This is a genomic window from Jiangella sp. DSM 45060 (assembly GCF_900105175.1).
Taxonomy (GTDB): Bacteria; Actinomycetota; Actinomycetes; order Jiangellales; family Jiangellaceae; genus Jiangella.
On the sequence record NZ_LT629771.1, the window covers coordinates 6,238,726 to 6,262,460 of the forward strand.

A 23,735-nucleotide genomic window follows, 5' to 3' on the forward strand; every position below is an offset into this window, starting at 1 on the left:
GCTCGTCTAGGGTGTGGGCGCATGGCCGTTCTGCGCGAGATCGTCGTCGACTGTGAGCACGCGCCGAGCCTGGCCCGGTTCTGGGCGGCGGTGCTCGACGGCTACGACGTCCTGCCCTACGACGACGCCGAGGTGGCCCGGCTGGCCGCGCTCGGCCTCACCCCCGAGACCGACCCGACGGTGGCCGTCGGCGGTCCCGGCCCGACGCTGTTCTTCCAGCAGGTGCCCGAGCGGAAGACCGTGAAGAACCGCGTGCACATGGAGGTCGAGGGGGCCGACCGGCAGGCCGAGGTCGACCGGCTGCTCGCCCTCGGCGCCACCGTGTTCGCCGTCCGCGAGCGGTGGACCACGATGCTCGATCCCGAGGGCAACGAGTTCTGCGTGGCCGACCCGGGGTGAGTACCGAGCCGCCGTTCCCGCCGCCGGGGTTCCGGCGGTTCTGGGCCGGTGAGGCCGTCTCGGGGCTCGGCAGCTACGTCACGCTGCTGGCGCTGCAGACGCTCGTGGTGCTCGACCTCGACGGCGGCGCCGCGCAGGTGGGGTGGGTGAGCTCGGCGCGCTGGCTGCCCTACCTCGTGGCCGGCCTGGCGGTGGGCGCGCTCGTGGACCGGGTGCGACGGCGGCCGGTCATGATCACCAGCGACCTGGTCCGGGCCGCGATGCTGCTGGTGATCCCGGGAGCGTGGGCCGCCGACCTGCTGACGTTCCCGCTGCTGGTGGTCGTGGTGGCGTGTTTCGGCGCCGCTTCGCTGGTGAACGACGCCGCCTCGATGGCGTTCGTGCCGCGGCTGGTGCCACGCGTGCACCTGCAACGGGCGCACGCCCGCATCGACGGCGCCGACGCGGTCGCGCAGACGGCCGGTCCCGCGCTCGGCGGGCTGCTGGTGCGGCTGGTCGGTGCGCCGCTGGCGGTTCTCGCCGACGCGCTCACCTACGTGTTCTCGGCGGTCATGGTCGCGACGACCCGGGTGGACGAGCCACGCGCGCGGGCCGGCGGCCCGGTGCCGAACCTGCGCCGCGAGATCGCCGAGGGAGTCCGCTGGGTGTACGGCCCGTCCGGACTGGCGAGGCTGGCCATCGCGACGCACGTGTGGTTCGCCGCGAACGCGGTGATGTCCGCGGTGCTCCCCGTCTGGGCGCTGCGCGAGCTCGGGCTGTCCCCGGCGGTCTTCGGCCTCACGACCGCCGCGGCCGGCGTGGGCGGCCTGCTCGGCGCCTCGGTGAGCACCGCCACCGGCCGCCGCCTCGGCACCGGCGGCGCGATCATCGCCGCTCACGCCGTCACCACGGTCGCCGTGGTGGCGACCGTGAGCGCCGGCGCGGGGACCGGGACCGTCCTCGCGCCGGTGCTCCTCGGGGTCGGACAGGGGTTGTACGGCTTCGCGATCGGCCTCAGCAACTCGCACGAGATGACCTACCGGCAGACGCTCACCCCGGACGCCCTGCAGGCGCGGACGAACACGACGATGCGGTCCTTCAACCGGGCCGTGATCGTGGTGGTCTCGCCGCTCGCCGGGCTACTCGCGGACCGGCTGGGGCTGCTGCCCGCGCTCGTCGCGGCCGCGGTGGTCTTCGCCGCCGTCGTGCTGATGCTGCTGGCCTCGCCGTTCCGCCACGCCCGGGTCTGAGCCACGCTAGTCCGCCGTCGCCGCGGCCTGGGCGGCCCGCTGCCGCAGTGCCTGCCAGGCCGGCAGCAGCGTCGCCGTCAGCGTCAGGCCCAGCGCGACCGCCACCACGCCCAGGTAGATCAGCGGCGACCCCGACGGCGTCAGCTGATCGGCCCGCGCGAGGCTGAACGGGACCAGCGTCGCGACCGAAGCGAGGGTGCCGAGCGTGATGCCGACCGCCGCCACCAGCACGCCCTCGATGCCGACCATCCGCAGCACCTGGGACCGGGTGGCGCCGGTGAGCCGCTGCAGCCCGAACTCACGCCGCCGTGCGCCCGTGCTGGCCGACAGCACGTTGATCACCGAGATGGCGGCGTACGCCACGATCATGAGGACGATGGTGTAGTTGGCGAAGGCGAGCGTGCGCTGCTGGTCGCCGTACTCGTCGAACAGCGCGTCGCGGTCGGCGACGGCCAGTCCGGGCGTCGCGGCGGCCAGCTCGCGCAGCTCGGCGACCACATCGGACGCGGCGCCGTCGTCCGCGGCGACGAGGATCTCGTGCGCCCCGCCGGCGGTCGTGTGCGCCGCCAGCAGGTCCGCCGGCAGCAGCAGCGTGTCGTAGTCGTCGGCGGCGTCGAACGTCGCGGCCACCTCGACCGTAGCGGCGGCCCCGTCGCCCAGACGCAGCGTCAGCTCGTCGCCGACGCCCACGCCGAGCGACCGCGCGTGGCCGGCGTCCAACGCGACGGTGTCGCCGGTGAGATCGGTGAGCGCGCCGTCCACCGTCGTGACCGGGGCGGTCGCCGCCGCGCCGCCGGCCGTGACGCCCTGCAGCGTCCAGCCCTCGTCGCTCTGCGAGCCGTCGTGCGGCGACTCGACGAAGCCGCTGCTGCGGACCAGCTGGGAGGCGCCGGCGACGCCGGGCAGCGCGGCGATGCGGTCGACCAGCGCGTCGTCGGCGGGCGCGGCCGACGTGACGACGGCGTCGGCGACCAGCCCGCCGGTGAACGCGTCGCGGTTGACCGCGTCCTCGGTGGACTGCAGGTAGAGCGTGCCGGTGGCGATGCCGGTGAGCATGATGATCGGGGTGACGACGGCGGCCGTGCGGCCGGTGCGGCCGCGGGCGTTGAGCACGGCCAGGTGCCCGGAGACGCCGGCGACGGCCCGGACCGGCCACTGCAGCAGCGCGGTCATGGCGCGGGTCAGCACCGGGCTGAGCAGCGCCAGGCCGATCGCCCACAGGATCACCGCCGGGCCGGCCGTGCTGGACGTCAGCGGCCCGCTCATCACCGTCATCGTGACGACGCCCAGCGCGATGCCGCCGCTCAGCGCCAGCAGGCCGAACACCCAGCGCCACGCGCCCATCGTCCGGCGCTCCAGCGCGGCCTCGGACAGCGCCTGGATGGGGCGGACGGCGGCCGCCCGGCGCCCGGCGACCAGCGCGCCGCCGATGGCGGCGATCAGCGCCGCGCCGACCGCGCTCACCACCGGGATCCAGCCCTGCCGGAACTCCACCCCCGCGGGCACGACACCGGCGTCGGTCATCCGCTCGAACAGGAACCGGCCCAGATAGTGGCCCGGGATCAGCGCCAGCCCGGTCGCGAGCACCGACAGCAGCAGCGTCTCGCCGAGCACCATGCGGCGCAGCTGGCCGGGCGTGCCGCCCACCGCGCGCAGCAGCGCCAGCTCGCGGCCGCGCTGCTGGATGGACAGCGCCAGCATCGACGCGACGCCGAACATCGAGACCATCGTCGCCCAGCCGCCGAACACCCCGGCCAGCGAGATGAGGTCCTCGCTGCTGGCCCGCGCCTCGGGCAGCTCGGCCAGGCCGCGGTCGTCACCGGTGAGCGTCGTCGTGGCGGTGCCGTCGAGCGCAGCGGCGATCCGCTGGCGCAGCTCACCGGCGCCGACGCCGGGCGCGGCCGTCACCGCGATCGCGTCGACCGTGCCGGACGGCGCCGGCTCGTCCAGCACCCGCCCCTCGGCCGTGGCCACGCCGTCGACGGCGGCGACCGTCGCCACCAGGTCGTCGTCGACGCGCACCCGCTCGGGCAGCACCGCGGACTCGTCGGTGCCGGGGATGTCGTAGCCCTGCTCCCCCGCGACGACGACGTCCGCGCCGGCCAGCTGCTGCGGGGGCACCGCTGTGCGGATGCCCGTCTCCATCAACCCGCCGCAGGCCATGACCATCGCGGCGCCGAGCACCATCGCCACGAACGCCGCCACGAACGCGCCCTTGCGATACCGCAGGGTCCGCACCGCCAGACCGAACATCGGTTGCTCCCGAGAACACGCCGCGCCTGGTGCGCGACCTCGGCATCGACGCTACGGAGCCGGCGCCGCCGGACCCATGGCGCTGACCGGCGGCTTCAGCGGGGGGACAACCCCACCTCAGGGTGTCTGGCGAGCCTTCCAGTCGTCGCGGAGCAACCCCATGACGATGGTGTCGACCCGCTCGCCGTCCCAGAGCAGCGCCCCGCGCACCCGCCCCTCGACGACGAACCCGACCTTCTCGTAGGCGCGCTGCGCCCGCGGGTTGAACGCGAACACCTCGAGATCGACGCGGTACACCCCAACCTGCTCGAACAGGTGGGCGAGCATCAACTCGATCGCCTCGGGGCCCAGCCCGCGGCCGCGGTGGCTCGCGACGAGGTCGATGCGGAAGCCGGCGGTCTCGTTGTCGGCGTCGACCTCGTTGACGGCGATGCCGCCGGCGTACTGGCCGGTGGCGACGTCCTCGATGGCCCAGTCGAGGCGGTCGTCCTGGTCGGCCCGGCTGGCGCAGAACGCGTCGATGGCCTCGCGGGTGAACGTCTGGTGGGTGCCGGTGAGCCGGTTCGACTCGGCGTCCTGCAGCGATGCGAACACCGCCTCGGCGTGCTGGGGGCCGAGCGGGACCAGCCGGATGCGCGGGCCGGTGAGCGTGGGCGTGGTCGCGACGGCGGCTGCGTTGATCACGCGCCTCTGTCTACCCGTCGCCGTGGGACGCGGCAACGCATTTACACTGGGAACAGGCGAAGGCCCCTCGGAGTAAGGGTCCGAGGGGCCTTCTCAGTCGACCAGAACCATCGCGTCCGGATGAACCGGCCGGATGCTCGCCACCTCCGATGACGGCGGCTCGAACGGTGGTCTCGCGGTCGCCCGCGGGTCCACTGCCCTTCCGGTCTGCCGTCCGGCTCCGTCAGCCGCCCCGCCCATCGGGGTGCGGTTCGCCGGGTTGCCCCGACGTGGCGAACTGCCGTTCTCCGTCCGGCCCGCCCTCGACTGCCTTCGGTGCCTTTGACCAGGTCACCCCGGCTTTCCGGCTCCGAACTCGTCGATGACGATGGAGCATTTCTAGTCCTGTCGCGAGGGTCGCACAAGGGGGTTCGGCGAACATTTCCGGGCCGGGCCGTCGCCCACAAGGCTGTCCACAAGTGGCTGAGCGTGCCCCGCCGGTTTCCCACACCCCTGTGCACAGAATCTGTGGATAACTACCGGCGATTCAGCACCCGGGTGACGGCGGCGACGACGGTCGTGGCGAGGACGGCGCCGCTGAAGACGAGCCCGTACGCCACGACGAGGTCCGGTCCGCGTGGGTCCCAGGCGGCGTCCTGGCCGAGGCTGAGGATCGGGATCAGCAGGTCGAGCGTGTACCCGAACGGGTTGAACGTCGGGTGGACGTTCACCTCGACCGGGTCGAGCGTCTTGTCCCAGAAGTACGCCGTGCCGAACACCAGCAGGCCGACGAACCAGATGGCGGCCAGGCCGGGCCGGTAGCCGAAGCCGACGGTGACGTCCTGCAGGTAGCCCCAGCCCTTCATCAGCGACTGGCCGAACGACGACGTGCGCAGCAGGTCGCGGCGGTGCCGCAGCCGGGACAGCAGGACGGCGCGCGCGGAGGCGTCGTCGCCGGAGCGGCGGTAGTGGCTGGCCAGCTGTTCGTACACCTGGTGCTGGTAGCCGGTGGGGTCGCGGCGCAGCCACGCCAGCGCGGTGTCGACGTCGGCGTCGCCGGGGTCGTCGAAGGTGAGGCCGGACAGCATGACCATCGAGGTGTCGGTGGGGTCCATGACCAGCGTGCGGACCTCGGACCCCCGCAGGTCGACGGCGATCTCGCCGGCCGGCAGCTCGACGGTGCCGGCCTGCAGTTCGGACAGGTCGATCAGCGCCCGCAGCCCGGTGGCCGTGGCCGCGACGCTGAGGTCGTTCATCAGGATGCGCCGGGCCACCTCGGCCTCGTGCAACGAGAGCAGCGGCCGCTCCTGCTCGGTCCCGGCCGCGCGGGAGTCGGCGGCGTGGTCCTGGCTGATCGTCACCTGCTCGCAGGACAGCTCGCCGATGTGCGCGCGGTCCAGGCGCACCTCGCCGACGATGGTCAGCGGGCCGTTGCCGGTGGAGCGGCGCGAGCCCAGCTCGACCGCGCCGGACACCCGCAGGTTGGGCGCGAACACCGCCGTGCGGCCCGGGTTCGTCAGCGTCGTGCGGCCGCGGACCAGCAGCCGGCCGGCCAGCACCGCCTCGGCCAGCGAGAACTGCCCGGTCAGCTCGACGTCGCGGAACTCGAGGTTGCCCTCGACCTTGAGCCCGGAGGCCGCGACGATCTCGCCGACGGCGACGCGGCCGTCGTCGCGCTCGCCGGTCTCGCCCTGGACCGCCGTGAGCACGACGCTGAAGCCCACCTCGGCCCGCCGCAGCGCGATGCCGCCGGTCAGCTCCGCGTCACGGACGAGGAACGAGCCGCCGACCTCGACCTGCGCGGCGTCGACGGCGAACCGGCCCGGGTGGTGGTAGCGGCCGCCGTCGAGGACGAGGTCGCCGCCGACCTTGGACCGCGCCACGATGACGGCGCCGTCGACGTCGAGGGCGGTCAGCCGGAACACCCCGCAGCTGACCTCGGGCAGCAGCAGCGCGGTCTGCCCGGGCGCGGTGAACCGCGCGTGCCGCAGGCTCATCCCGGCCGAGAACGTCGCGCCGGTGAGCCGCAGCGCGCCGTTGAACACGCCGCCGTCGACGAGGAAGTCGTCGGACGTCGCCTGGATGGCGCTGAACACGATGACGCCGTCGGCGGACCCGACGCCGCGCCCGGCCAGCGTCGAGTCGCTGAGCACGAACCGGCGGCGCACGTGCGACTGGTCGAACGCGACGGTGCCCTCGATCTCGGCCCGCTCGAACGAGACCTTGCCGCCCACCTGCACGCCGGTGCCGTCGACGGCCCGGTGGTCGGGACGGTGCAGCACGGCGCCGTCGAACACGAGGTCGCCGCCGACCTTGCCGTCGCGCAGCACCAGGCCGCCGTCGGCCCAGAAGCCGCCGAGGTCGGACGAGTACGGGTCGTCGCCGACGACGAGGTCGCCGCGCACCTCCATGCGCGGCGCGATCAGCGCGTTGCCGTCGGGGTTGTAGATCTGAGCGCCGGTCAGCACGACGCTGTCGGCGACCGCCGCGGTGAGCCGGACGGCGCCGTCGCAGACCATGCCGCGGGCCGTGAGCCGGCCGTCGACCCGCAGGCCGATGGCGTCGACGCCCATGCCGGACGCCTCGATGTAGGCGCCGCGCAGCAGCACGTCGCTGCGCACCCGGGCCTGGAACAGCCGCAGCTGGCCCTGCACCCGGACGCCGTCCATGGCCAGGCTCTTGCCGAGGTCGGCGTGGGCGAGGTCGAGGTCGCCGCGGCAGCGGAACCGCCGTCCGAGCACCATCCGCTCGCCGATGACGGCCCGCGACGCGGCCAGCGCGCGGTAGCCGCCGTCGAGGCTGGCGCCGGTGAGGAAGACCGCCGCGCCGACCCGGATGCCCTTGATGTTCAGCCCGCCCTTGGCGGACAGCCGCTCGAGGTTGAGGTCGCGCCGGACGGTCGCGGACTGCAGGCTCACGGCCCAGGAGTCGTCCGGGTTGGTGACCCGGGTGCCGACGAGGCGGACCGACGTCGCCTCCAGCTCGTCGAGCATGACCCGGCCGACCAGCCGGGCGCGGTCGGCCACCAGCGAGCCGACCGCGGCCCCGATGCCGACCATCGCGTACCCGCCGGGGTTGCTGATCTCGACACCGCGCAGCGCGAGTGTGTCGCGGACCACGCCGCGCGGGATCAGCATGCGCCCGAGGATGCGCGCGCCGTTCTCGGCCTCCAGCCGGTCGGCCTCGATGTCGCTGGCCACCAGCGCGTCGCCGCCCGGGTTGGCCAGCACCGCTCCATCGAACACGACGCTGCCGGCCACCGTCGCGTGGCCGAGGTCGACGGTGCCGCTGCAGCGCAGGCCGTGGGCCTGCACGCCGCCCGCGACCAGCCGGCGGGCGTCCAGCGCGACGCCGTGGCGGTTGCGCAGAACGGCGTCGGTGAGGTCGACCTTCCCGGCGACGGTCGCGCCGGACAGCACGATCGGCCCCCGGACCCGGGCGCCGACCAGGCCCAGCCCGCCGTCGACCCGCAGCCGCTCGGCGTCGACGGCCTCGCCGGACGCCGCGAACAGCCGTGCGCGGGTGAGCAGGAGGTCGCCGCCGACGCTGAGGTTGCGGGCGTGGAACAGCGTCGAGCGGCCCTGGAACCGGCTGTCCTCGAACGACACCGACCGGTGCACGCGGTTGTCGACCATGCTGACCGAGCCGACCAGGCACTCGCGCACGGCCAGCGCGTTCTGCACGTCGACGGACGCGGTGCGCAGGTCCGGCACCCGGCAGCGGACCAGCTCGACGCCGGCCGCCGTCAGCTCGGAGAGCGCGAGGATGTCGTCGATCCAGCACATGTCCAGCCGCAGCGGCCGCTCCAGCCGCCCGTCGCGCAGCTGCAGGCCGCCGGTGATGCGGGCGCCGGTCAGCCGGACGGCGGCGCCGGGAACGCCGCCGGCGTCGCGCAGCAGCTCGTCGACGATGCGGGCGCGGACGGTGCGCGCGTCGTCCCACGCGTCGGCGGACTCGACGGAGCGCGGATCGATGTCGCGGCCGAGGTCGGCCTCGCCGCCGCGCGCCACGGCGGAGCGCAGCACCGACTCGGCGCGGCTGAGCCTGTCGCGCACTCTGCCTCCCGGTCCGGCCACTCTCATCCCCGCCGTTCTCGGTGATCAATGTAACGGCAACGGCAAAGCGGTTGTATACGGACGGACCAACTCGAACCGATGGCGGCCTTACGCCGTGTCGTAACGCGGCGTTCATCCGCGGATGCGATAGAAATCGCAGAAGACCCCTCGGAGTAAGGGCCCGAGGGGTCTTCACCTGCGCCGACGTGGCCGCGTACGCGGCGATACCCGACGCGACCCACAGGTTGTGGATCAGTTGTGGAAAGCCGCGCCGAACCGTGACAAACGGCACCGCGGGCTGTCAACCCGCCGCCACCGCGTGCAGACCGAACCCGCTGGGCGCCTCGAGCGTCAGCCGGTCGCTGGTGATGGCGAACCGGACGGCGCCGTCGAGCGCGGCCAGCACCACGCCCTCGACGTACTGCGCCGCGCCCTCGCAGGCGGCCTCGGTGATCGCGAGATCGGTCACCGTGAGGGCGTCGCCGTCGATCATGACGGCGCCGCTGACGTCGTTGCAGCCGGTGCTGCCGCTCAGGACGTCGCCGTCGATGCGCAGGAACGCCGTGACGCCGACCGGCACGGACGACGCCGTCTGGCCGTCGGAGAGGCCTTCGACGTCCCACTGCCGGCCGGTCAGCTCCACCGGCGGGTCCAGCACGTCGCGGTCGGTAAGCGCCACACCACGGTCGTCGGCGGTGAGCACGAGAACGCCGTCGTCGCCCAGCTCCCAGGCGGGCTCGGCGGCCAGCAGCTCACTGACCCACGCGTCGGACGCCATGACATCGGGCTCGCAGCCCATCGCCGTCATGCCGAGGTCGGCGCCGGCGATGCGGCCGCCGGCCAGCTCGACCGGGCCGTTCGTGCTGTTGCAGCCGGCGGTGGCCAGCAGCCGGCCGTCGTCGGTGAAGGTGAGGGTCAGCGGCCCGCCGCCGGGGATGCCGATGTTCTCGGTGGAGACGAACGTGCGGCCGAACAGCGCGGCGCCCTCACCGGGGTCGCCCTCGGCCTCGCCCGCGGCGGTGTCGCCGCAGGCGGCCAGCGTCAGCAGGACGCCCAGCAGGCCGAGGCCAGCCGCTGGGCGTCGCATGTCACAGATCGGTCGACGGGGCGTCGGAGGCCTGCATGGTCAGCGTCTCGCCCTCGGCGTTGGTGATGGTCAGGACGTCGCCGGACATCTCGACGGTGACCTCGCCGCTGAGCACGCCCAGCATCGAGCCGTCGATCTGGCCGAGGTCGCCGGAGCAGCCGCGACGGGTGGAGATGAGCGGCTGGAAGGTGATGCTGGAGTCGCTCACCTCGGCCGACCCGCTGAAGCCGTTGCAGCCCGTGGAGCCGGTGACGTCGCCGTTCTCGTCGATCTCGAAGTAGGCCTGAGGGTCGGCCGGGCCCGCGATGGTCGCGCCGGCGGCCTGCAGTTCCTCGAGCACCCACCGGCTGCCGACGACCGGCACGGCCGGTTCGGTGGAGCCGTCGGCGCCGGAGTCGCCGGGGACGGCGGTGGTGTCGTCGCCGCTGTCGTTACCGCCACAGGCCGCCAGCAGGGCGATGCCGGCCACCGCAGCGAGGGTTCCTAGTCGTCGCATGTCAGTGAGACGGACGCGGGGGCGCGCCCGTTCCTGGGTTGCGCGAAGTTACCGACAAGTAGCACCATGGGGTTACCGGCTGGTAGCAACGGGCTGACGGAGGAAGCGATGAGCCACTACAGGTCCAACCTGCGCGACATCGAGTTCGCGCTGTTCGACGTGTTCGGCAGCGACGCGCAGTTGGGCAGCGGGCGCTACGAGGAGTTCGACGCCGACACGGTGCGCAGCATCCTGGCCGAGGTCGACCGCATGAGCCGCGAGGACCTCGCCGCGTCGTACACCGACTCCGACCGCACGCCGCCCGTCTTCGACCCCGCCGCACACACCGTCACCGTCCCCGAGGCGTTCCGGAAGAGCTTCGACACCCTGATGGACTCCGAGCTGTGGCGCTTCGCGCTGCCCGAGGGCCTGGGCGGCACGCCGCTGCCGCCGTCGGTGTTCTGGGGCGCCGCCGAGCTCATCCTCGGCTCCAACGCCGCCGCCTGGATGTACGCGTCGGGCCCGTCGTTCGCGAGCGTCATCTGGCGCAACGGCACCGAGGCGCAGCAGCGCATCGCCGAGCTCATGATCGACCGCCGCTGGGCTGCCACCATGGTGCTCACCGAGCCCGACGCCGGCTCCGACGTCGGCGCCGGCACCACCAAGGCGCTGCCGCAGCCCGACGGCAGCTGGCACATCGAGGGCGTGAAGCGGTTCATCACGTCCGGCGAGCACGACATGAGCGAGAACATCGTCCACCTCGTGCTGGCCCGTCCGGTCGGCGTCGAGGGCGCCGGCGGCCCCGGCACCAAGGGGCTGTCGCTGTTCATCGTGCCGAAGATCCGCTTCGACCCCGAGACCGGCGCGCTGGGCGAGCGCAACGGCGTCTACGCCACCAACGTCGAGAAGAAAATGGGCCTCAAGGTCTCGACGACCTGCGAGCTCACCTTCGGCGACGGCGAGCCGGCGACCGGCTGGCTGCTCGGCGACGTCCACGACGGCATCGCGCAGATGTTCCAGATCATCGAGTACGCCCGCATGATGGTCGGCACGAAGGCCATCGCCACCCTCTCGTCCGGCTACCTCAACGCGCTCGACTACGCCAAGGAGCGGGTCCAGGGCGCCGACCTCACCCGGGCCACCGACAAGTCGGCGCCGCGCGTCACCATCACCCACCACCCCGACGTCCGCCGCTCGCTGATGACGCAGAAGGCGCACGCCGAGGGCATGCGGGCGCTGGTGCTCTACACCGCCACCATGCAGGACGCCGTCGCCGCCGCGGCCGCACGCGGCGAGACCGACCCCGACGCCGAGCGGGTCAACGACCTGCTGCTGCCGATCGTCAAGGGGTACGGGTCGGAGCGGTCGTGGGTGCTGCTGGGCTCCGAGTCGCTGCAGACCTTCGGCGGCTCGGGCTTCCTGCAGGACTACCCGCTCGAGCAGTACGTCCGCGACGCCAAGATCGACACCTTGTACGAGGGCACCACGGCCATCCAGGGCCAGGACTTCTTCTTCCGCAAGATCGTCCGCGACAACGGGCAGGCCCTCGGCTGGCTCTCGCAGCAGATCCAGCAGACCATCGACGACGAGCTGGGCGGCGGGCGGCTCAAGGTCGAGCGGGAGCTGCTGGCCAAGGCGCTGGCCGACGTCCAGGGCATCCTCGGCACCATGGTCGGCTTCCTGATGTCGGCCGACGAGCGCACCGAGGGCGGCGACGTCCGCAACGTCTACAAGGTCGGGCAGAACACCACCCGGCTGCTGCTGGCCGCCGGCGACCTCGTGGTGGCGTGGCTGCTGCTGCGCCAGGCCGCCGTGGCGCTCACCAAGCTCGACGGCGAGGTGACGGCCAACGACCAGGCGTTCTACGACGGCAAGGTGGCGGCCGCGCAGTTCTTCGCCCGGCAGGTGCTGCCGCGGCTGGCGGCCGAGCGGGCCGTGGCCGAGGCCACCGACAACGCACTGATGGACCTCGACGAAGCCGCCTTCTGACCCGTCGTCCACGCGGCTGACCGCCGCCCCCGCACGTCGGCCCTCGGACCGTACCACCCACGGTCCGAGGGCCGTCGCCATGCCGGGCGCGGTTCTGGCAAGCAGATGGGCGTCCACCAGGCCACCGCCACGAAAGCTGGCCCAGAAGCTGGGCTACCCCGGCTACCCGGCGCTGCGCGAGGCGCTCCAGCACGACCTCCTGAACGGCGCCACCCCGGCCGAGCGGGTCCGCCGCCGCCTCGAGCACGCCGGCGCCGACGGGCCGCTGGAGTCGTTGATCGCCTGCGCTCGACCCCGCTGCCGACCTCCGGCCGGGACCTCGCCGAGCACCTGGTCGGCCTGCGCGAGGGCGACGTGGTCGTGGCCTTCGCCTTCCTGAATCCACCTCGCCACCTGTCCGCCGTGCTGGGTCGCGCGCGCTTGGCCGGATCACGATCGCTGCTGATCACCGACACCCTCACGACGCTCGATGAGCGACCCGACCACGTCCTCGCCGCGCCGCGCGGCTCCGGGCGCGAGTTCCAGTCGCTCACCGTGCCCATGGCGGTCACCAACTCCCTGATCCTCACCCTCGCCCGGCTGGAACCCGACCGCACGCTCCAACCGCCGGTCTCTGCTGGACCGCCTGGACGGGTGACCACCGGCACGTCGCGCCGGAGCCGGAGGAGGTGGGCGACAGCACCGACTGACGGCCCGAAGCCGGTTGACCGCGCCTTCGCGCTCCTCGTATTCTGTTATGCAGATAGCAGTTTCCGAATGGCGGAATTCTTGAGGAGCGCGACGATGGCGGGTATCGAGGTCACCGGTCCGATGCACGAGCGGTTCGACGAGGTGCTCACCCCGTCCGCGCTGGCGCTGATCGAGCGGCTGCACCGCGAGCTGAACCCGCGCCGGCTCGAGCTGCTGCGCCGTCGCGCCGAACGGACCGCCGCCATCGCCGCCGGCGCCGACCTCGACTTCCTCGCCGACACCAAGGACATCCGCCACGACGACAGCTGGCGGGTCGCGTCGCCGGCGCCGGGCCTGGAGGACCGCCGGGTCGAGATCACCGGGCCTACCGACCGCAAGATGACCATCAACGCGCTCAACTCCGGGGCCAAGGTGTGGCTGGCCGACCAGGAGGACGCCAACACGCCGCTGTGGGAGAACGTCGTCCAGGGGCAGCTGAACCTGAGCGACGCCATCGACGGCACCATCGAGTTCACCAACCCCGACGGCAAGCACTACGCGCTGCGCACCGACCAGCCGCTGGCCACCATCGTCGTCCGGCCCCGCGGCTGGCACCTGCCGGAGAAGCACATCACCGTCGACGGCGAGCCGACGTCGGGCGGACTGGTCGACTTCGCGCTGTACCTCGCCACCAGCGGGCAGAAGCAGCTCGACCGCGGTCAGGGGCCGTACTTCTACCTGCCGAAGATGGAGAGCCACCTCGAGGCGCGGCTGTGGAACGACGCGTTCGTCATCGGCCAGGACGCGCTGGGCATCCCGCGCGGCACCATCCGCGCGACCGTCCTCATCGAGACCTACCCGGCGGCGTTCGAGATGGAGGAGATCCTCTACGAGCTGCGCGAGCACTCGGCCGGCCTCAACGCCGGACGCTGGGACTACATGTTCAGCGTCATCAAGACCCACCGCACCCGCGGCACCGACTTCGTGCTGCCCGACCGCAACTCCGTCACCATGACGGTCCCGTTCATGCGCGCCTACACCGAGCTGCTGGTGCGCACCTGCCACAAGCGCGGGGCGCACGCCATCGGCGGCATGGCGGCGTTCATCCCGTCGAAGGATCCGCAGATCAACGAGGCCGCGTTCGCCAAGGTCCGCGCCGACAAGGAGCGCGAGGCCGGCGACGGCTTCGACGGCTCCTGGGTGGCGCACCCCGGCATGGTCGAGGTCTGCCGCGAGGCGTTCACCGCCGTCCTCGGCGACCGCCCGAACCAGATCTCCCGCACCCGCGACGACGTCCACGTCACCGCCGCCCACCTCCTCGACGTCGCGTCGACCCCGGGTGAGGTCACCGAGGCCGGCCTGCGCGGCAACATCTCCGTCGGCATCCAGTACCTCGCGGCCTGGCTGGGCGGACTCGGCGCCGTCGGCATCAACAACCTCATGGAGGACGCCGCGACCGCCGAGATCAGCCGCAGCCAGGTCTGGCAGTGGCTGCACAACGGCATCGTCCTCGCCGACGGCCAGCAGGTCACCCGCGAGCTGGTCGAGCGGCTGATCGACGAGGAGTGCACGGCCATCGGCGCCGATTTCACCAGCGGCCACTGGGCCGAGGCCAGGGCCACCTTCACCGCTCTCTCCCTGGCCGACGACTACACCGACTTCCTCACCCTGCCCGCCTACGAGCGGATGCCCTGAGCCATACATTGTGCCCGAGTATGCTGGCGGCATGAGCAACGGGCCAGGTCACGACGGGGCGGCTGAGCTCCTCGCTCTCAGCGACGAGGAGCTCGGCCGGACGATGCGTACGGCGCTGACCGATCCGCAACGGCTCGATCCGCCGCCCACCACCGACAAGGATGGCAACCCGCTGGCGCGGCTCGACCTGGAGCGTCCGCCACCGTCGACCGACGACCCCCTCGTACGGCTCTGCTACGCCCTGCTGGCCGAGCTCCCGGAGCACTGGCAGAAGGCGACGCTCGATGTGGGCGGCGCCGCCAACGACATCCGCATGTTCGTCGTCGTCAGGATGCCGGGCGAAGGCCATCACTTCCGCGCCTTGCACTACCTGCCTGCCGTCGCCGCGGCGGCCGGGACATTGCGCCGATCCATGTACGAGGCTGGCGGGCGCGGCACCTGGTACCGCGCCCTGATCCAGCTGTACCGCGACGGAACCGTTCTGCCCCACTACGACTTCGACGACGAACCGTTCCTGCACTGGGGGCCGGACGAGGTGGAGCTGCTCCGGCGCGACCACGAGCTCTACCCGCGCGACCCCGAGCAGCTGCCACCCTGGCACCCCGTCAGCTCGTCTGAGCCGCCTGCTTGACGGCCGCGGCGACGGCGGGGGCGACCTCGGGGTCGAAGACCGACGGCACGATGTAGCTGGCGTTCACCTGCTCCGGGCCGACGGCGTCGGCGATGGCGCGGGCGGCGGCCAGCATGACGGCGTCGGAGATGTGGTGGGCGCCGGCGTCGAGCATGCCGCGGAAGAAGCCGGGGAAGGCGAGCACGTTGTTGATCTGGTTGGGGAAGTCCGAACGGCCGGTCGCGACGACGGCGGCGTGCTCGCGCGCCGCGATGGGGTCGACCTCGGGGTCGGGGTTGGCCAGCGCGAACACGATCGCGTCGGGCGCCATGGTGGCGACGTCCTCGCCGGTGAGCAGGTTGGGGCCGGAGACGCCGATGAAGACGTCGGCGCCGGACAGCACCTCGCGCAGCGAGCCGGTGGCGGCGCGCGGGTTGGTGTTCTGCGCGATCCAGCGGCGGAACTCGTCGCGGCCCTCGCCGTTCTCGGCGTGGACGGCGCCGCGGCGGTCGCAGGCGACGATGTCGGTGACGCCCTGGGCGGCGAGCAGCCGGATGATCGCGTGGCCGGCCGCGCCGACACCGCTCACGACGACGCGGACGGAGTCGAGCGACTTCCCGACGACGCGCAGCGCGTTGTAGAGCGCGGCCAGCACGACGATGGCGGTGCCGTGCTGGTCGTCGTGGAAGACGGGGATGTCGAGCAGCTCGCGCAGCCGCGCCTCGATCTCGAAGCAGCGGGGTGCGGCGATGTCCTCGAGGTTGATGCCGCCGTACACCGGAGCCAGCGCGTGGACGATGGACACGATCTCGTCGGTGTCCTGGGTGTCGAGGCAGACCGGCCAGGCGTCGACTCCGGCGAACTGCTTGAACAGCGCCGCCTTGCCCTCCATGACGGGCAGCGCGGCGGCCGGGCCGATGTTGCCCAGGCCGAGCACGGCCGACCCGTCGGTGACGACGGCGACGGTGTTGCGCTTGATGGTCAGCCGGCGGGCGTCCTCGGGATTCTCGGCGATGGCCAGGCACACCCGGGCGACGCCCGGCGTGTAGGCGCGAGAGAGGTCGTCGCGGTGCTTGAGCGGGACCTTCGGGTTGACCTCGAGCTTGCCGCCGAGGTGGATGAGGAAGGTCCGGTCGCTCACCTTCCGGACGGTGACGCCGGCGACCTGCGTCAGCGCCTTGGTGATCGATTCGGCGTGGTCGGAGTCGACCGCGTCGCAGGTGACGTCGACGACCAGGCGGTCGGCGAACGACTCGACGACGTCGAGGGCGGTCAGCGCGCCCCCGGCCGCGCTGACGGCGGCGGCCAGGCCGCTGGTGGCCGTCGACGAGGACGGCGCCTCGACGCGGACTGTGATCGCGTATCCCGGACTGGGCGTTGCCATGCGGTATCTCCCAAGAGTTCTGTATCGCGGACGTTAGTATCTGCTGTGTGGAAACCGAGTCGTCGCGGGCTCGCTCGGGTGGCGTGCAGTCGGTCGAGCGGGCGTTCGGCCTGCTCGAGACCATGGCCGACCACGGCGGCAGCATGGGGTTGTCCCAGCTGGCCACGGCCTCTCAGCTGCCACTGCCGACCATCCACCGCATCGTCCGTACCCTCGTCGACCTCGGCTACCTGCGTCAGGAGCCGTCGCGACGATACGCCCTCGGGCCGCGCCTGATCAGGCTCGGCGAGAGCTCCTCGACCATGCTCAGCACGTGGGCACGGCCGCAGCTCACTCACCTGGTCGACGAGCTGGGCGAGTCGGCGAACCTCGCGATGCTCGACGGTGACCAGATCGTATACGTGGCGCAGGTGCCGTCGCGCCATTCCATGCGGATGTTCACCGAGGTCGGCCGCCGGGTCTGGCCCCACTGCACCGCTGTCGGCAAGGCCGTGCTGGCCACGCTGCCGGAGCGGACGGTGCGCGAGATGCTGCAACGCACCGGCCTGCCGCAGCAGACCGAGCACACCATCACCGACGCGGCGGCGTTCGGCCGCGAGCTCGCGCTGACGGCGGACCGCGGCTACGCCCTCGACGACGGCGAGCAGGAGCTCGGCGTGCGCTGCGTCGCCGTCGTGGTGCCCGACGCGCCGTCGAGGCTGGGGCTGTCCGTCTCCGGGCCGTCGTCGCGGGTCACCGACGACGTCGTCGCCCGCGCCGTCCCGCTGCTGACCCGCGCCGCCCGCGATCTCTCCGAGGAGCTGAACGGGCAGAGCCGGACCTGACGCGGTCATCGTCGCGCCCGCTCCAGCGCGACGCCGCGGATCGAGGCGTCCAGGATCTCGATCGGGTGCACCAGCGGGACGTCCGTGCCGAGGAAGCGCCGCACCTGCAGCAGGCAGCCCGCGTTCGCGGTGGCCACGACGTCCGGTTCGGCCGCCTCGATGTTCGCGGCCTTGCGCCGGCCCAGCTCCTCGGCCATGCGCGGCTGGACCAGGTTGTAGATGCCGGCCGACCCGCAGCAGATCTCCGCCTCCGCGATGTCGGTGAGCTCGACGCCGGGGACGGCGCGCAGTAGGTCGCGCGGCTGACGGCGGATCCGTTGCGCGTTCGCCAGGTGGCAGGCGTCGTGGTAGGCGACCTTGGCCCGGACGGGGTGCCGCGGCGCCCGCGGCTCCAGCTCGGCCAGCAGCTCGGTGACGTCGCGGACGGACGCGGCGAAGCGGGCGGCCCGCTCGGCGTAGGCGGGGTCGTCGGCCAGCAGGCGGTCGTACTCCTTCATCGACGAGCCGCAGCCGGCGACGTTGACCACGACGACGTCGGCCCGCGCCGTCTCGAACGTGTCGATCAGCCGCCGGGCCAGGGCCGCGGCGTCGTCCTCGAGGCCGGCGTGCAGGTTCAGCGCGCCGCAGCACTGCTGGCCCGGCGGCACCACGACCTCGCAGCCCTCGGCCGCCAGCACCCGCGCCGTCGCCGCGTTGACGTCGCCGAACAGCACCCGCTGCGCGCAGCCCTCCAGCAGCGCGACCCGCAGCCGCCGCTCCCCCGCAGCCGGGACGACCGGCGGCGGACGGCGGAACAGCGACCGGACCGGCACCGGCGGCAGCAGGTCCTCGGCGGCCCGCAGCTCGGCCGGCAGCCGGTCCACGAGACCGAGCCGGTGCGCCAGCGCCCGCAGCCCGAGCCGCCGGTACAGCACGCCGAGCAGCGCGGCGGCCCGCATCCGCGCGGGGTACGGGAACACCGCGAAGATCGCCCGGCGCACCAGCCGCTCTCGCCGTGTGCGCGGGACGTGCCGCTCCAGCTGCGGGCGGGTTGCCTCCAGCAGCAGGTCGTACTTGACGCCGGACGGGCAGGCCGGCACGCAGGCCAGGCAGCCCAGGCAGGAGTCGAGGTGCCCGGCGATGGTGCGGTCCAGCGGGATCTCGCCGCGCTGGGCGAGGTCGATCAGGTAGATCCGCCCGCGCGGTGAGTCCATCTCCTCGCCGTCGACCGCGTACGTCGGGCAGGTGGGCAGGCAGAACCCGCAGTGCACGCACTCGTCCAGCAGCTCGCGCCGCGGCGGGTGGTGTGCGTCGAACGAGCCGGATCCCGTGTTCAGAACCATGGCGCGAGCCTCCCTCGGCCGAGCCGGTCGTCGGGGTCGAAGGCGCGTTTGACGGCGCGCAGCATTGCGACGGCGGGCGGCGGCTCGCCCCAGGCGGGCAGCTCGGCGCGCAGGCCGTCGGTCCACCGGCAGACGGTGGCGGCCGGGTGCTCGGTGCGTAGGGCGGTGACGACGGCGGCGTGAGCGGCCGCGGTCCCACCGCGCAGCCGGACGGTGTGCGCGCCGGCGAACGGGCTGCTGGTCATCGCCGCGTCGACGGCGTGCTCGGCCGCCGCGCGGGCGACCAGGCCGGCCAGCGACGGCGTGCGGTCCGGTGCCGTGCCGAGGCGGACAACGGTGTCGCCGTCGACCCCGCGAACGAGCTCGGCGACGCTCACCCACACGCCGTCCCCCGCCTCGGTGGCGTCCGGGCCGGCGAGGACGCGGGCCCGTCGCAGCCGGTCCTCGACGCCGCCGGCGGTGCCGTCGAACCGGGCCAGCAGGGTGCCGTCGCACCACTCGACGGCCACGGGCTCCAGCGATCCGTGGATCAGCCGGCCGCCGAGGTCGAACGCCGTGGCCGCGTCGCACGGGACCGCCAGCGTCGCCGTCGCCGCGGCGCGCGGATGCACCCGCAGGATCACCTCGGCCAGCACACCGAGCGTGCCGAGCGAGCCGTGGAACAACTTCGCCAGGTCGTACCCGGCGACGTTCTTGATCACGTGGCCGCCGGAGCGCGCCACCGTGCCGTCCGCCAGCACCACCGTGACGCCGATCACCGAGTCGCGCAGCGCGCCGAACGTGTGCCGCACCGGCCCGGCGTCGGCCGTCGCGACCAGCCCGCCGACGGTGCCCGCGCGGGCCGGGTCGAGCGCCACCCACTGGCCGTGCTCGGCCAGCGTCTCCTGCAGCGTCGCGAACGGCATCCCGGCCTGCACGCCCACCGTCATGTCGGTCGGGTTGTAGCTGATCAGGCCGTTCATCGCGGTGGTGTCGAGGACGGCGTCGTACTCCGGCGCACCACCCCAGTCCGCCGCGGTCCCGGCGCCGGCGATGACCAGCCGCCCGCCGGCGCCGTCGGCCAAGGCGTCGCGCAGCGACCGCAGCGTCGTCGGCCGGTACGTCGTCACGGTGCTCATAGCCGCTCGATCACCCCGGCCTCCTCCAGCGGGTGCGGCCGGTACCGCCCGGGCCGCTCGCCGCACAGCCGCGGCGTCGGGAACACCTTGCCGGGGTTGCACAGGCCGTCGGGGTCGAACGCCGACCGCAGCCGCAGCATGGTCGCCAGGTCGTCCTCGCCGAACATCCGCGGCATCGAGCAGGCCTTGTCCGCGCCGATGCCGTGCTCGCCCGACAGCGACCCGCCCAGCTCGACGCAGAGCTCGGCGATCTCGGTGGACAGCCGCTCGGCGCGATCGTGCTCGCCGTCGGCCTCGCTGTAGAGGACCAGCGGGTGCAGGTTGCCGTCGCCGGCGTGGAACACGTTCGCGACCCGGATGCCGGCGTCGTCGGCCATCGCGGCGATGCGGCCGAGCACCTCGGCCAGCCGCCCGCGCGGCACGACGCCGTCCTGGACGAAGTAGTCGGGACTGATGCGCCCGACGGCGGCGAACGCGGCCTTGCGCCCGGTCCAGATCAGTGCCCGCTGCTCGGCGTCGGCGGCCACCATGAGCTTCGTGCAGCCGTGCTCGCGGCAGATCTCCTGGACCTCGTCGAACTGCTCGGCGACGTCGTCGGGCGGGCCGTCCAGTTCGACCACCAGCGCGGCGACGGTGTCGGGCGTGTAGACGCTCTCGGTGGACGCGGCGACGGCCTGGATGGCGAGGTTGTCGAGCATCTCGATCGCCGCCGGGACGATGCCCGCCGCGATGATGCCGGTGACGGCGTCGCCCGCGCCCGCCACCGTCGCGAAGTCGGCCACCATGGTGCGGACGGCGGCCGGCTTGGCCAGCAGCCGCACCGTCACTCGCGTGACGATGCCGAGCGTGCCCTCGGAGCCGATGAACGCGCCCAGCAGGTCGTAGCCGGGCAGCTGCGGCGAGTCGCCGCCGAGCGTGGTGACGCTGCCGTCGGCGAGCACGACCTCGGCGGCCAGCACGTGGTTGACGGTGAAGCCGTACTTCAGGCAGTGCGCGCCGCCGGAGTTCTCCGCGACGTTGCCGCCGATGGTGCAGACCTGCTGGCTGGACGGGTCCGGCGCGTAGTACAGCCCGTACGGCGCCGCGGCCCTGCTGATGTCGAGATTCGTGACGCCCGGCTCGACGACCGCGCGCAGGTTGACGGGGTCGACCTCCACGACGCGGCGCAGCTTCTGCAGTGAGATGACGACGCCGTCGGCCACCGGCAGCGCGCCGCCGGACAGCCCCGTCCCCGCGCCACGGGCGACGAACGGCACCCCGTGCCGGGCGCACACGCGGACGGCCGCGGCCACCTCTGCGGCCGACCGCGGCAGCACCACCATGGCCGGCTGGACGCGGTAGCCGGTGAGGCCGTCGCACTCGTAGGTGCGCAGCCGGGCCGGGTCGGTGATGACGTTCGCCCGGCCCAGCGCCTCGGTCAGCTCGGCGGACCAGCTCATATTCCGCGATCCGGAAGCCAATACCTCACCATACGGATACCCTAGAACCGGCCGCTCGCGGTGGTCAACCAGCTCCGACAGCCCTATAGGATCACGCCATCGTTTCTGCATCATTGCCGAGCGGTAAACCCGCTGGAGCCACCGCTGATCTGCGCAGTTCTCCACCCACGACACTCAGGATCCCCCGGCCGATCAGATAGGATCTGGCTGGTCGCGCGGAGGGAGTCGCATCGTGTCCACCGGCATCGCCGGCCTCGCACCGCTGAGTCGCACCCACCGCGCCGGACGCACCGCGCCGCACATCCGCGACCTGCTGGAAGAGGCCATCCTGCAGGGTGTGCTGCCGCCGGGCGCGCACCTCAACGCCGACGGCCTGGCCAAGCAACTCGGCATCAGCCACATCCCGGTCCGCGAGGCCCTGCGCGCCCTCGGCGTCGACGGCTGGATCGAGTTCCGGCCGCACCAGGGCGCGTTCGTCCGTGGCCGCAGCGAGCAGGAGCTGGCCGATCTCTTCGAGAGCCGCACGTTCCTCGAGGCGCAGGCCGCGACACTGGCGGCGGAGCGCCGCACCGGCGAGCAACTGGCCATCCTCGACGACATCCTCGCCCGGCAGCGGCGGTCCACCGACCCGGTCGAGCTGGCCCGCCTCAACGCCGAGTTCCACAGCGCGCTGGCCGACTGCTCGCAGAACACCCTCCTGGCCGGGTTCGTCCGCACGCTGAGCATGCGGGCCCGGTTCTACTTCTCCACCGTCCCGCCGCGCCGGCAGGACGGCTCGCGTCGCCAGCACGAGGCGCTGGTCGACGCGATCAGGCGCCGCGACAGCACGGCGGCCGGGCGGCTGGCCCGCGACCACGTGGCCGCCACCCGCCGCGATGTCGACGACGGCTGAGACGACGAACGCGCCGCCGCGAGCCCGTGATGGACTCGCGGCGGCGCGTCGTGTCGTCGTGCTCGGGTGCCGTCAGTCGCGGCGGCGGTAGCCCGACGGGCGGCCGCGGCCGGCGCCGCCGCCCTTGTACGGACGGCCGGAGCGGTTGGGCCGGCCGTTGCCGGACGACCGCGGCCGCTCGCGCTCCTGCACCATGGCGGGGGCGTCGGCCAGCGCCGTCGGCGTGATGGGGCCGTCGACGGAGCGGGCGTCGACGTTCTTGGCGGTGACGCCGGCGCGGCGGAACAGCTCGCCGAGGCCGCGCACCTGCCGCGGGGTGGCGACGGTGACGACGGCGCCCGTGGCGCCGGCGCGGGCCGTGCGGCCGGACCGGTGCAGGTACGACTTCGGCTCGCCGGCGGGGTCGAAGTGCACGACCATGCCGACGCCGTCGACGTGGATGCCGCGAGCCGCGACGTCGGTGGCGACGACCACCTTCGCCCGGCCGGAGCGGAAGCGGTCGAGGTTGCGCTCGCGGACCCGCTGCGACAGGTCGCCGTGCAGGTCGACAGCGGCGACGCCGGCGCCCTCGAGGTCCTCGGCCAGCCGGGTGGCGCCGTCCTTGGTGCGGGTGAAGACGATGCTGCGCGGGTTGGCCTTCATCAGCTCGGTCATGATCTCGAGCTTGTTGTACGGGCCGACCACGAGCACGTGGTGGTCCATGGTGGTGACGGAACCGGCGTCGGGGTCGATCTCGTGCTTGGCCGGGGCATTGAGGTGCCTGCGGACCAGCTTGTCGACGTCGCCGTCGAGCGTGGCCGACAGCAGCATGCGCTGCCCGCCCTCGGGGGTGGCCGCGAGCAGCTCGTCGACGACCGGGAAGAAGCCGAGGTCGCACAGGTGGTCGGCCTCGTCGAGCGCCACCACCTCGACGTCGTCGAGCTTGCAGATGCCCTTCTCGATGAGGTCGCTGAGCCGGCCCGGGGTGGCGACCACGATGTCGGCGCCGCGGTCGAGCCGGCGGATCTGGCGGTCGTACGGCGCGCCGCCGTAGACCGTGACCATGCGCAGCCGCAGCGGCTCGGCCAGCGGCTCGAGCGCGGCGGTGACCTGGCCGGCCAGCTCGCGGGTGGGGACGATGATCAGCGCGCGCGGGCGGTTCGGCTCGCTGCGCTTGCCCTCGAGGCGGGTGAGGATGGGCAGGCCGAACGCCAGCGTCTTGCCGGAGCCGGTCTTGGCGCGGCCGAGGACGTCGCGGCCGGCGAGGGCGTCGGGCATGACGGCCGCCTGGACCGGGGTCGGTTCGACGATGCCGTCGACGCCGAGGATCTTGACGACGCGCTCGGGCACGCCCATGGCGGAGAACGCCGAGGTGGCGGGGTCGAACGCGTCGATGGCGGCGCGGCGGGCGGGGTCGAAGGAGCGGCGGTCGTTGGGACGCCCGCCCTGGCGGCGGTCGCCACGGAACGGACGACGGCCGTAGGGACGGCCACCCTCGCGGCCGAAGCCGTCGCCGTCGCGGCGGAACCCGCCCTCACGCCGGTGGCCGCCGTCGTCGCGACGGGGGCCGCCACGGCGCTCGGGCCGCTGGCGGTAGGGACGGGAGTCGGTGCCGGACGTGCCGGCAGGGTCGTACGAAGTCACTGTGCTCCG

17 protein-coding genes are annotated in these 23,735 nt (G+C 73.2%); 7 read left to right on the forward strand and 10 right to left on the reverse strand.

All coding sequences use genetic code 11. The annotated features are described in order from the left end of the window. Window positions 1-21: 21 nt before the first annotated feature. On the forward strand, window positions 22-399 hold the full coding sequence (locus tag BLU82_RS28085; RefSeq protein ID WP_092624206.1) for a VOC family protein: 378 nt from the start codon (window positions 22-24) through the stop codon (window positions 397-399). Further along, the gene (locus BLU82_RS28090; RefSeq protein ID WP_092624207.1) at window positions 396-1,628 is read left to right on the forward strand and encodes an MFS transporter; all 1,233 of its coding nucleotides are present in this window, start codon (window positions 396-398) and stop codon (window positions 1,626-1,628) included. The genes BLU82_RS28085 and BLU82_RS28090 overlap by 4 nt, the downstream gene beginning before the upstream one ends. A gap of 6 nt (window positions 1,629-1,634) precedes the next feature. On the opposite strand, the gene BLU82_RS28095 is transcribed toward BLU82_RS28090, so the two are convergent. The 5 genes from BLU82_RS28095 to BLU82_RS28115 all read right to left on the reverse strand — a co-directional run bounded on the left by BLU82_RS28095 (window position 1,635) and on the right by BLU82_RS28115 (window position 10,155). Beyond that, on the reverse strand, window positions 1,635-3,881 hold the full coding sequence (locus tag BLU82_RS28095; RefSeq protein WP_092624208.1) for an FtsX-like permease family protein: 2,247 nt from the start codon (window positions 3,879-3,881) through the stop codon (window positions 1,635-1,637). Between the two features lie 117 nt (window positions 3,882-3,998). Then, complete coding sequence (locus BLU82_RS28100) at window positions 3,999-4,565, reverse strand: GNAT family N-acetyltransferase (protein ID WP_092624209.1); 567 nt, start codon at window positions 4,563-4,565, stop codon at window positions 3,999-4,001. A gap of 515 nt (window positions 4,566-5,080) precedes the next feature. Then, window positions 5,081-8,599: a hypothetical protein gene (locus BLU82_RS28105; protein ID WP_092624210.1), complete on the reverse strand. Its 3,519-nt coding sequence runs from the start codon at window positions 8,597-8,599 to the stop codon at window positions 5,081-5,083. A 301-nt stretch (window positions 8,600-8,900) separates the two neighbouring features. Continuing rightward, a complete protein-coding gene (locus BLU82_RS28110) occupies window positions 8,901-9,686 on the reverse strand; it encodes an META domain-containing protein (RefSeq protein ID WP_092624211.1) in 786 nt (261 codons plus the stop codon). Between the two features lies 1 nt (window position 9,687). Beyond that, window positions 9,688-10,155, reverse strand: a complete 468-nt coding sequence (locus BLU82_RS28115; protein ID WP_157741303.1) for an META domain-containing protein — start codon at window positions 10,153-10,155, stop codon at window positions 9,688-9,690. A 135-nt stretch (window positions 10,156-10,290) separates the two neighbouring features. Between BLU82_RS28115 and BLU82_RS28120 the strand changes: the two genes are divergently transcribed. The 3 genes from BLU82_RS28120 to BLU82_RS28135 all read left to right on the forward strand — a co-directional run bounded on the left by BLU82_RS28120 (window position 10,291) and on the right by BLU82_RS28135 (window position 15,145). Further along, window positions 10,291-12,150: an acyl-CoA dehydrogenase gene (locus BLU82_RS28120; protein WP_092624213.1), complete on the forward strand. Its 1,860-nt coding sequence runs from the start codon at window positions 10,291-10,293 to the stop codon at window positions 12,148-12,150. A 783-nt stretch (window positions 12,151-12,933) separates the two neighbouring features. Further along, entirely contained in the window at window positions 12,934-14,514 is a 1,581-nt protein-coding gene (gene aceB, locus BLU82_RS28130) for a malate synthase A (RefSeq protein ID WP_092624215.1), read from the forward strand. Window positions 14,515-14,545: 31 nt separating this feature from the next. Further along, window positions 14,546-15,145: a hypothetical protein gene (locus BLU82_RS28135; protein ID WP_092624216.1), complete on the forward strand. Its 600-nt coding sequence runs from the start codon at window positions 14,546-14,548 to the stop codon at window positions 15,143-15,145. Here BLU82_RS28135 and BLU82_RS28140 read toward each other — a convergent pair. Next, window positions 15,120-16,508: an NAD-dependent malic enzyme gene (locus BLU82_RS28140; RefSeq protein WP_092624217.1), complete on the reverse strand. Its 1,389-nt coding sequence runs from the start codon at window positions 16,506-16,508 to the stop codon at window positions 15,120-15,122. The two genes, BLU82_RS28135 and BLU82_RS28140, sit on opposite strands and share 26 nt — an antisense overlap. Window positions 16,509-16,555: 47 nt before the next feature. Between BLU82_RS28140 and BLU82_RS28145 the strand changes: the two genes are divergently transcribed. Beyond that, window positions 16,556-17,332: an IclR family transcriptional regulator gene (locus tag BLU82_RS28145; protein WP_231947600.1), complete on the forward strand. Its 777-nt coding sequence runs from the start codon at window positions 16,556-16,558 to the stop codon at window positions 17,330-17,332. Window positions 17,333-17,337: 5 nt separating this feature from the next. On the opposite strand, the gene BLU82_RS28150 is transcribed toward BLU82_RS28145, so the two are convergent. The 3 genes from BLU82_RS28150 to BLU82_RS28160 are packed head-to-tail and all read right to left on the reverse strand — an operon-like array spanning window position 17,338 to window position 21,211. Further along, entirely contained in the window at window positions 17,338-18,654 is a 1,317-nt protein-coding gene (locus BLU82_RS28150; RefSeq protein WP_092624218.1) for a (Fe-S)-binding protein, read from the reverse strand. After that, window positions 18,645-19,772 carry an FAD-binding oxidoreductase gene (locus BLU82_RS28155; RefSeq protein ID WP_092624219.1) on the reverse strand — a complete coding sequence of 376 codons (1,128 nt, stop codon included), beginning with the start codon at window positions 19,770-19,772 and terminating at the stop codon, window positions 18,645-18,647. The genes BLU82_RS28150 and BLU82_RS28155 overlap by 10 nt, the downstream gene beginning before the upstream one ends. After that, complete coding sequence (locus BLU82_RS28160; protein WP_092624220.1) at window positions 19,769-21,211, reverse strand: FAD-linked oxidase C-terminal domain-containing protein; 1,443 nt, start codon at window positions 21,209-21,211, stop codon at window positions 19,769-19,771. The genes BLU82_RS28155 and BLU82_RS28160 overlap by 4 nt, the downstream gene beginning before the upstream one ends. Window positions 21,212-21,443: 232 nt before the next feature. Here BLU82_RS28160 and BLU82_RS28165 point away from each other — a divergent pair, with 232 nt between their 5' ends. Continuing rightward, the gene (locus BLU82_RS28165; protein WP_092624221.1) at window positions 21,444-22,103 is read left to right on the forward strand and encodes a GntR family transcriptional regulator; all 660 of its coding nucleotides are present in this window, start codon (window positions 21,444-21,446) and stop codon (window positions 22,101-22,103) included. A gap of 72 nt (window positions 22,104-22,175) precedes the next feature. Here BLU82_RS28165 and BLU82_RS28170 read toward each other — a convergent pair whose 3' ends face one another. Then, window positions 22,176-23,726: a DEAD/DEAH box helicase gene (locus BLU82_RS28170; RefSeq protein WP_092624222.1), complete on the reverse strand. Its 1,551-nt coding sequence runs from the start codon at window positions 23,724-23,726 to the stop codon at window positions 22,176-22,178. Window positions 23,727-23,735 lie beyond the last annotated feature (9 nt).